Here is a 6,005-nt window from a genome sequence, read left to right on the forward strand (position 1 = left end):
GGCTTGTTTTGCATTACTTTGAGTAAACGGCTGCGCCCACTCGCTAAAGCGTGCTGCGTTAAGCCCTGATAGCTTATCGCTAATTTTCATTAAACTGCCAATTTGCGCTGGTGTTAGTTCACGGCATACTTTCATGAGCTCTTCGCTGTGCTCTAGTAATTCAGGCTGAGTGAACTTGTCTGTTGCGGGTGGCGTTTCGTAATCAAGATTTTTTGCAGGTGAAATAACAGTGATCATAGTTAGCTATTGACTTGTAATTTATTTAGTGTCAATTTCAACATTAAATGAAACGAAAAGCACGTTTTGTTTAAATAAATCCTCTCTTAAAATCCATGCATAGCCGTTTTTTTATTGATCAGGACATAAGACCTATCAAGCATTGTCACACTGTTGCAGTATGGATTGAATATATTAAGAGTGTTTAGATTTTTCTTTTAACTTGCTTGGAATGAGGAAAGCAAATGACTTCAGCTCTACAAAGGCTAAAACAACATTCATCTATTGTGGCCGATACTGGTGATATTGAAGCTATTAAAAAGCATCAACCAGAAGATGCAACTACAAACCCGTCGCTTTTACTAAAAGCGAGCGAGATTGAAGCATATAAGCCTTACCTAGATAAAGCTTGGAGCTACGCAAAAGAAACCGAGCAAGAACCAGCTAAACAACTTGAACTAGCATGTGATTACTTTGCCGTATTACTTGGTAAAGAAATTAGCGCTATTGTGCCTGGTTATATTTCTACAGAAGTAGATGCACGCCTTTCGTTTAATACACAAGCTACGATTGATAAAGCACATACCCTACTTAGCCTTTACGAAAAAGAAGGTGTAAGCAAAGACAAAATTTTAATTAAAGTAGCGTCTACGTGGGAAGGTATTAAAGCCGCTGAGCAGCTAGAAAAAGAAGGGACTAAATGTAACCTTACTTTATTATTTAGCGATGCCCAAGCCCGTGCGTGTGCCGATGCAAACGTATTTCTAATTTCGCCATTTGTTGGTCGTATTTTAGATTGGCACGTTGCTAACGGTATGGAAAAACCAACCGATCCGTTACAAGATCCAGGTGTTCAGTCTGTACGCAGCATTTTTGAATTTTATAAACGCCATGACTACAAAACAGTTGTGATGGGTGCAAGTTTCCGTAACACAGGCGAAATTATTGCACTTACCGGTTGTGACAAGCTAACTATTAGCCCTAATCTTTTAGAAGATTTAGGCAACCTAGAAGGCGCACAAGAATACTTGCTAGAAAGCAATGTTCCACAAGAGCCAAAACCTGAGCCTTTAACAGAAGCACAGTTTCGTTGGTTGCATAACCAAGATCCTATGGCGACTGAAAAACTAGCCGAAGGTATTCGCTCTTTTGCTGATGCACAAGAACAACTAGAAGCGCGCTTTAAAGCAATGTAATTTGCTATAAACGTACTTTTAAAAAACGTCGCAATTGCGGCGTTTTTTTATGTCTATAATTTTTTATCTGCTAAATACTTGAGCTTTAACTAGTCAAAACACTAAAAAACCTTCACCAATTCATCACATCCTCGTAACATAACTGTCACTTTTTTATTCTATTTTAGCTATGCCTGTGGTATAGGTATTCTTGAGGTCAATAAAATCAATAGGAGAAGTTCATGGATAGCCTAAACGATGTATTAGAGATATTAGAAGGACCAGATACAACAAGGAAAACCTCTCAGAAAAATAAAAAAAGAAAATGGCGGGAAATAGAAGCAATTAAAGACAAGCACCGCTTACGTAAAGAATTACAAGAATATGATTTTTTTGCAGACAGTATTGCGATTGATGAGTTAAATTTTTAATCCAGTACACACCAACTAAACAAAAAGGCTTCCATAGTATGGAAGCCTTTTTTAATGCGTTGAAAATAGCTGCATGAGATAAATTTATTATTCAGAGCTCAGGTTATTTACACCTGCCAGTTAATCGGCTTTTCACCTTGGGCTTGTAATAGCTCATTCGTTTTTGAAAAATGCTGACAGCCAAAAAAGCCTCTATGCGCCGAAAGCGGCGATGGGTGCGGTCCTTTTAAAACATGATGGCGAGCGCTATCTATGCCTTTCCCTTTTTTTTGTGCATGTGCACCCCATAAAATAAATACCACACCTTCGCAGCGCTTATTAATATGCGCAATTACATTATCGGTAAATTGCTCCCACCCTAAATGCTTGTGAGAATGCGCTTGACCTTGCTCAACGGTCAATACTGTATTAAGTAAAAACACGCCCTGATCTGCCCAGCTTTGCAGGTAACCACGCTCAGGAATAATAAACCCGCTGATATCGGTAGCTAACTCTTTGTACATATTTTTAAGCGACGGCGGCAGCTTTTTTACATCAGGCAATACCGAAAAACACAAGCCGTGCGCTTGCCCTTCTCCGTGGTATGGGTCTTGTCCTAAAATTACAACGCGGATGTTATTAAGCGCTGTGGCATCAAAAGCACTAAATACTTGAGCTTCAGGCGGATAAACAGCAACACCTTCATTGCGGCGATTAGCCACATACTCTAACGTTTGCTGCATGTAAGGTTGCTGTAATTCACTTTCTAAAAATGTAGCCCAATCGCTCATTGTGTACTCTTAATCTGTTTACGTGATGCGTCTATTTTACCACACATATCCGCAAGTCCATCTAGCATGCGCGGAGTAAAACGATGTAATAAATCGGCATTTACGCTAATAAATTGATCATTTTTAATGGCGGGCACTTCTGGCCACTTTTGCCAATTAACAACCGGTTGTGGTGTTTTTGATTTTTCATCAGGAATAATGATAACTTGTGGCTTAGTAACAATGACATTTTCGATACTAATTTGCGGGTAATCTGTAACGCTCTGTGCAAATACATTGCTTACATGGCATGTTTCAATCAGCTGATTTATCCATGTATTTTTGCCTACCGTCATCATCGGTTCTGACCATAATTGGTAAAACGCTGTTATATTTTTTTTATTCTGCTGGCTTTTAATAATCGCGTTTAGCTTTTGTGTAAATGCGTTTGCCGCCTGCTGGCTTTGCTCAATATTCCCTGTAAATTCACCAAAAGTCAGTAACTCGTCGGCTACACCAGCGATTGTGGTGGGATTACTCAAATATACTTTTATACCTAAGCGCTCTATTTGGGCTAAATCTTCGCTTTGATTTCCGCTTTTCCACGCAATTACTAAATCAGGTTTAAGCGCCAATACTTTTTCAAGCGAGATGCCGTAATAACCGCCTATGCGCTCAATACTTTGGGCCTCACTTGGGTAGTCGGCGTAATCAACGGTGCCCACAATATTATCGCCCGCCCCTATGGCAAATAGGTTTTCGACTATATGTGGTGCAAGCGCGATTATTCGCAGTTTTTTAGAATCATTAACCTGCTCTGCAAGTGCATCACCCGATACACTAAAAAGCAGCAGCCCAATAAAAAACGCTTTAAACATTAGTAATCAAACCCTTCAAGCGCTTTTATGCCTGAGTCGAATGCGTGTTTTACATTACGCACTTCGCTTACAGTGTCGGCAAGGTCGGTTAAAGTACGGTGCGCTGCACGCCCTGTAATAATAACTGACTGCATTGGTGGGCGATTATTAAGCGCTGTTACTACTTCATCTAAATCAACGTAGCCGTAGGTCACCATATACGTAAGCTCATCGAGTAATACTAAATCAATACTGCTATCAGCAAGCATGCGTTTTGACTCTTGCCATGTTGCTTGGGCGGCTGCGGTATCAGCTTCTTTATTTTGCGTATCCCAGGTAAAACCGGTGTTCATTACAACAAACTCAACGCCTGCACCTTGTAATAAATTACGCTCGCCACACTCCCATGTACCTTTAATATATTGGCAAACAGCCGCTTTTTTACCATGCCCTACGCAACGTGCGACAACGCCAAAGCCCGAGGTTGACTTACCTTTACCGTTACCGGTAATTACCTGAAAAATACCTTTTACATCTTGTGCTGCAGCAACACGCGCATCCACTTGATCTTTTACTTTTTGTTGGCGCTGCTTGTGCTTATCGTTGTTTTGTTCAGTCATTATTGTGCCCTTCATAAATCGAGATAATTTGCTGTATGTTTAAATGCGTTTCGCACATAGTTGCTAATCGTTCTAACTGCTGCTCGCGATGAGTGGCAATACTAATTGGATTAATTGAGGCGCTTGGTTTTACCCATTTTAAAATTTGCGATGTAGCATCGGCTTCATCAAATAAACCATGTAAATAGGTGCCCGCAATGGCGTTATCATCGCTAATAAAGCCATCAAACGTAAAACCATGTGGATGGCTTTCATCAAAGGTTAAAAATGGCTTATTCAGCGCTGCACCTTGGCTAATTCCTGCATGTATTTCGTAACCACTACAGAGTGTTGATTGGTTATTTAAAAGCAGTGTAGCGGTTATTTTAGTTAATACTTTTTGTGCTGTCAGCGTGGTTTCAAAATCGCACAAAGCAAGCCCATTCACTTGTTTTAATGACGATTCAATACCATCTGGATCGTTGAGCGTATTGCCCAGCATTTGCATGCCGCCACAAATACCAAGTACTTTGCCACCATAGCGTAAGTGGCGCTTAATTTGAGTGTCCCAGCCTTCATTTTTCAAAAAATTTAAATCGCCCAGCACGTTTTTACTGCCTGGGATAATTATCAGATCAACTTCTGGGATCGTTTGCGTATGGCGCACGTAATTTATATTAATGTTTGGGTGCAAACGCAGTGCATCAAAATCGGTGTGGTTACTAATGTGAGGAACAAGTAGCACTGCAATATTAATTGTGGCGTTGGTTACGTTATTATCAATTGCGACGGCGTCTTCGGCATCAAGCGCAAGGTCGTGCAAATAAGGTAATACGCCAAGTACGGATTTGTTTGTATATTCTTCAAGCCAATCAAGCCCGCCTTGCAGCAAACCTATATCGCCTCTAAAGCGGTTTATAACAAAGCCTTTTACGCGTGCCTGTTCTGACTCGCTTAACAACGCAAGCGTACCTACCAAATGTGCAAACACACCACCTTTATCAATATCGGCAATAATAATGACAGGGCAATCTACCTCTTCGGCGTAACCCATATTGGCAATATCGTTTTCACGCAGGTTTATTTCAGCAGGGCTCCCTGCCCCTTCAACAAGGAGTAAATCAAAACGTTTAGCTAAGCGGTTATGTGAGGTAATTACTGCATCCATCGCCACTTTTTTATAGTCGTGATATTTGCTCGCTTCCATATTACTAATGGCTTTTCCGTGAATAATCACTTGTGCGCCCGTGTCGCTATTAGGTTTAAGTAAAATAGGATTAAAGTCTATTTCGGGCTCTACTTTAGCCGCTATTGCTTGCAAAGCTTGCGCACGACCAATTTCGCCACCATCTTTTGTTACTGCGCTATTAAGTGCCATATTTTGTGGTTTAAAAGGCGCAACCTTTACCCCGCGCTTAGCAAATACCCTGCAAAGGGCTGCAACTAAAGTGCTTTTACCAGCATCGGAAGTAGTGCCTTGCACCATTAAAGTTTTCATGGAATTACACCTTTCGCTTTCTAAAAAACAATAAACTTAAAAAGAATACGCTACCAATAGCAGTAGTAATAACGCCTACGGGCAGCTCTTGGTTTTTTAGCAAGGAGCGCGAAAGTACATCAACCCACACCATAAACGTACCACCGACAAAACTAGTTACCAGTAAACCTGCAATAGTGCCTTGGGATATAAAAAAGCGCACAATATGCGGCACCATTAAACCTACAAATCCAATACCACCACACATAGCCACCAGCACAGCGGTAATTAATGAGCTCAAAACCAGCATGAGTATTCTAAAGCGCTGGACCCTAACACCTAATGTAATTGCGCTTTCATCGCCAAGTAACATAGCATTGAGTTGCCTTCTAAAGCTCAGCATTACAAATGTACACAATGTAATTACCAATAAAGGCAACCAAAGCGTAGCCCACTGTGCACGTGAAAAGCTGCCCAGTGTCCAAAATAAAATAGCGGCTA

8 protein-coding genes are annotated in these 6,005 nt (G+C 40.9%); 2 read left to right on the top strand and 6 right to left on the bottom strand.

Annotated elements, in window-relative coordinates; all coding sequences use genetic code 11:
- Positions 1–237, bottom strand: a 237-nt coding sequence (gene yaaA, locus L647_RS0103895) for a peroxide stress protein YaaA (RefSeq protein WP_029770236.1), incomplete at its 3' end; no start/stop codon positions are given.
- A gap of 224 nt (positions 238–461) precedes the next feature.
- Here yaaA and tal point away from each other — a divergent pair.
- Both tal and L647_RS0103905 read left to right on the top strand, forming a co-directional pair.
- Positions 462–1,412 (top strand): transaldolase, encoded by a 951-nt coding sequence (tal, locus tag L647_RS0103900; protein WP_024610027.1) that lies wholly within the window; start codon positions 462–464, stop codon positions 1,410–1,412.
- A gap of 221 nt (positions 1,413–1,633) precedes the next feature.
- Positions 1,634–1,822 (top strand): DUF3545 family protein, encoded by a 189-nt coding sequence (locus L647_RS0103905; RefSeq protein WP_024610028.1) that lies wholly within the window; start codon positions 1,634–1,636, stop codon positions 1,820–1,822.
- A gap of 107 nt (positions 1,823–1,929) precedes the next feature.
- On the opposite strand, the gene ung is transcribed toward L647_RS0103905, so the two are convergent.
- From ung to L647_RS0103930, 5 genes are all read right to left on the bottom strand, one after another.
- Entirely contained in the window at positions 1,930–2,592 is a 663-nt protein-coding gene (ung, locus tag L647_RS0103910; RefSeq protein WP_024610029.1) for a uracil-DNA glycosylase, read from the bottom strand.
- Positions 2,589–3,449 (bottom strand): cobalamin-binding protein, encoded by an 861-nt coding sequence (locus L647_RS0103915; RefSeq protein WP_024610030.1) that lies wholly within the window; start codon positions 3,447–3,449, stop codon positions 2,589–2,591. Before L647_RS0103915 ends, ung begins: the two co-directional genes overlap by 4 nt.
- Complete coding sequence (gene cobO / locus L647_RS0103920; RefSeq protein WP_024610031.1) at positions 3,449–4,048, bottom strand: cob(I)yrinic acid a,c-diamide adenosyltransferase; 600 nt, start codon at positions 4,046–4,048, stop codon at positions 3,449–3,451. The genes L647_RS0103915 and cobO overlap by 1 nt, the downstream gene beginning before the upstream one ends.
- Positions 4,041–5,525, bottom strand: a complete 1,485-nt coding sequence (locus tag L647_RS0103925; protein WP_024610032.1) for a cobyric acid synthase — start codon at positions 5,523–5,525, stop codon at positions 4,041–4,043. The genes cobO and L647_RS0103925 overlap by 8 nt, the downstream gene beginning before the upstream one ends.
- Positions 5,526–5,529: 4 nt before the next feature.
- Positions 5,530–6,005: iron ABC transporter permease (locus tag L647_RS0103930; protein ID WP_024610033.1), on the bottom strand; the 476-nt coding region annotated here is incomplete at its 5' end.

It is taken from the genome of Pseudoalteromonas sp. TB64, assembly GCF_000498095.1.
Taxonomy (GTDB): Bacteria; Pseudomonadota; Gammaproteobacteria; order Enterobacterales; family Alteromonadaceae; genus Pseudoalteromonas.